We start from the raw sequence: 2,654 nt of genomic DNA, 5'->3' as shown, positions 1-2,654 counted from the left end.
CCTCACGGTCAGCGGCGCTCCGGCCGGCGTCACCGCCACCGTCACCCCCGGCAGCGTGACCGCCGGCAACAGCGCCACGCTCAACATCAGCACCATCTCCTCGGTGACGCCCGGGAGTTACCCGATCACGGTGACCGGCGCGGCGGCCTCCGGCAGCCACACCAGCACCTTCACCCTGAAGGTCACCGGCTCCCAGCCCGGGAACGACTTCTCCGTCGCCGTGAACCCGAACTCCGGTACCGTCGCGGCCGGTTCGTCCACCTCGGCCACCATCACGACGGCGGTCACCGCCGGCTCGGCGCAGAACCTCAACCTCGCAGTCATCAGCACCCCGACCGTCGGCGTCACCGCCACCATCACCCCCGGCAGCGTGACCGCCGGCAACAGCGCCACGCTCAACATCAGCACCACCGCCGCCACAGCTCCGGGCACCTACCAGCTCGGCGTCTCCGCCACCGGGGCCTCCGGCAACCACATCGCGGCCTACACGCTGACGGTCACCGGGGCCGGCCCGACGACCGGCCTGGTCAACGGTGACCTGGAGAGCGGCAGCCTGTCCCCGTGGACCTGCCAGAGCGGCGGCGCCGTGGTCTCCACCCCGGTCCACTCCGGCAGCAAGGCGCTCCAGGCGGCGGCCACCGCCGGCCAGACCGGCGAGTGCTCGCAGACCGTCACGCTGAAGCCCAACACCAGCTACACCCTGAGCGGCTGGGTGCAGGGCAACTACGCCTACGTCGGCGTCAGCGGCGGCGCCACCGCCAGTGCCTGGGCCAACTCCTCCGGTTGGACCAAGCTGTCCGTCCCCTTCACCACCGGCGCCAACGGCACCGTCACCGTGTACCTGCACGGCTGGTACGGCCAGGGCACCGTGTACGGGGATGACTTCTCCATCGCCTGAGTCCGCTTCGGGTGACGAATGACGGATGACAGCTGACAGATTTCAACATCTGTCAGCTGTCATCCGTTTACTGTTCGCTGTCGTCTGTTCGCTGTTCTCTGTCCCTTGTCGTCCGCTCCTTCGTCCGCTCCTTGTCGTCCGTTCGCTGCTATCCGGCCGTCAGCCGCCCGCCCGCCGCATCCGCTCCGGCCGGCACAGCGTCAGGTAGGCCAGCGTCGCGAGCGTCCCGCAGACCAGGACCACCAGCGCCAGCAGCACGGCGGACGGCCGACCGCCGAGGCTGCTCAGCGGTGCGACCACCGCACCGCACAGGAAGTTGCCCGTCCCCAGCAGCGCCGACGCCGTACCCGCCACCTGCGGCTCGACCAGGCCCAGCGCCTGGGCGGCAGTGTTCGGCAGCAGCACTCCGAAGCTGCCCATCATCACGAACAGCGGCGGGCAGAACCCGGCCAGCCCGAAGTCCCACACCGTCGTCAGCAGCACCAGCGCCACCCCGGCGGCGACCGCCGCAGCGAGGCTGCCCAGCATCAGTGCCCGCTGTGTGAAGCGCGGCGCCAGCACCCGCCCGTTCACCTGGGTCATCACCACGATCGAGAACGAGTTCAGCCCGAACAGCAGGCTGTAGGTCTGCGGCGAGACCTGGTACACGTCCTGGAGCACCGTCGACGACCCGCTGATGTAGCCGAACAGCGCCCCGAAGGCGAGGGAGCTGGTCAGCGCCAGCCCGAGGAACGGCAGGTTGCGCAGCAGCCTCCCCATCGTCCGCAGGGCCGCACCGACCCCACCGCCGTCCCGGGTCTCCGGCGGCAGCGTCTCGCGCAGCACCGCGAACGAGACCAGGGTGAGCAGCAGCCCGAGGGCCGTGAGCACGCCGAAGGTGCCGCGCCACGAGGTGAACCGCATCAGCTGCGCCCCGATGATCGGGGCGAGGATCGGCGCCAGCCCGGATATCAGGGCGATCGAGGCGAGGAAGCGCAGCAGCGCGATGCCCTGGAAGCGGTCCCGGGAGACGGCGCGCCCGATCACCAGCCCGGCGGAGCCGGCCGCGCCCTGGACGAAGCGGCCGACGATCAGCACCGTCAGGTTCGGCGCGAACACGCACACCACGCTGGCCAGGGTGTAGAGGACGAGCCCCGCGAGCAGCGGCCGGCGACGCCCGTAGCGGTCACTGAGCGGTCCGAAGACCAGCTGCCCGGCCGCGACCCCGAGCATCGAGAAGGTCAGGGTGAGCTGGACGGCGGCAGGCTGGGCGACCAGGTCGTCGGCGATCGCGGGCAGGCCCGGGAGGTAGAGGTCGGTGGTGAGCGGGCCGAGCGCGGCGATCCCGCCGAGGGCGGCGATCACGGCCCAGCCGGGCCGGGCCTGGCCTGTGGCGGATGCGGCGACGGATCCGGGGGCGGGCACGGTGGCGGGTGTGGTGGTGGTGGGTGTAGTGGCGGGGGCGGGAGTGGCAGCGGTCGACGTGTCGTCGGTGGGGCCGACGGTCGGGCCGGGCATGGCGCTCCTTACGGACGGGTGACGTGGGGTTCGTTCGCGCTCCGTCCTATCGCAGCCCGGGCCGGTTCCGACAGCGGGGGTGCGCGCTGTTCGGCCGTGAGGGTGCGTCCGGCGGTCGTCGGCCGCCCGGTCCCGGCCCGCACACGACGACGGCCCGCCCGCATCCTTGGGTTCTAACGGTCCTCGCAACACCCGCGATCCGTGGGAGTTGCGAGGACCGTGGGCGTTGGACGTAGTGATCTTGCTGGGTTGCGGGAGC

Annotated in this window: 2 protein-coding genes; one reads left to right on the top strand and one right to left on the bottom strand. The window is 71.6% G+C overall.

Annotation, left to right across the window (positions count from 1 at the left end; all coding sequences use genetic code 11):
- Positions 1-898, top strand: an 898-nt coding sequence (locus ACFWP2_RS06395) for a carbohydrate binding domain-containing protein (protein ID WP_380448971.1), incomplete at its 5' end; no start/stop codon positions are given.
- A 159-nt stretch (positions 899-1,057) separates the two neighbouring features.
- Here the strand turns inward: ACFWP2_RS06395 and ACFWP2_RS06390 are convergent.
- Positions 1,058-2,395: a multidrug effflux MFS transporter gene (locus tag ACFWP2_RS06390; RefSeq protein ID WP_380448969.1), complete on the bottom strand. Its 1,338-nt coding sequence runs from the start codon at positions 2,393-2,395 to the stop codon at positions 1,058-1,060.
- Between the last annotated feature and the right edge of the window lie 259 nt (positions 2,396-2,654).

Origin of the sequence: Kitasatospora sp. NPDC058444 (assembly GCF_042721415.1) — a bacterium.
Taxonomy (GTDB): domain Bacteria; phylum Actinomycetota; class Actinomycetes; order Streptomycetales; family Streptomycetaceae; genus Kitasatospora.
Note: the sequence above shows the minus strand (reverse complement) of the source record. Positions and strands in the feature narration are given on the sequence as shown.

What these genes read in the sequence shown, in the direction of transcription:
- ACFWP2_RS06390 (WP_380448969.1), bottom strand. Translation starts at nt 2,395, where the DNA reads ATGCCCGGCCCGACCGTCGGCCCCACCGACGACACGTCGACCGCTGCC.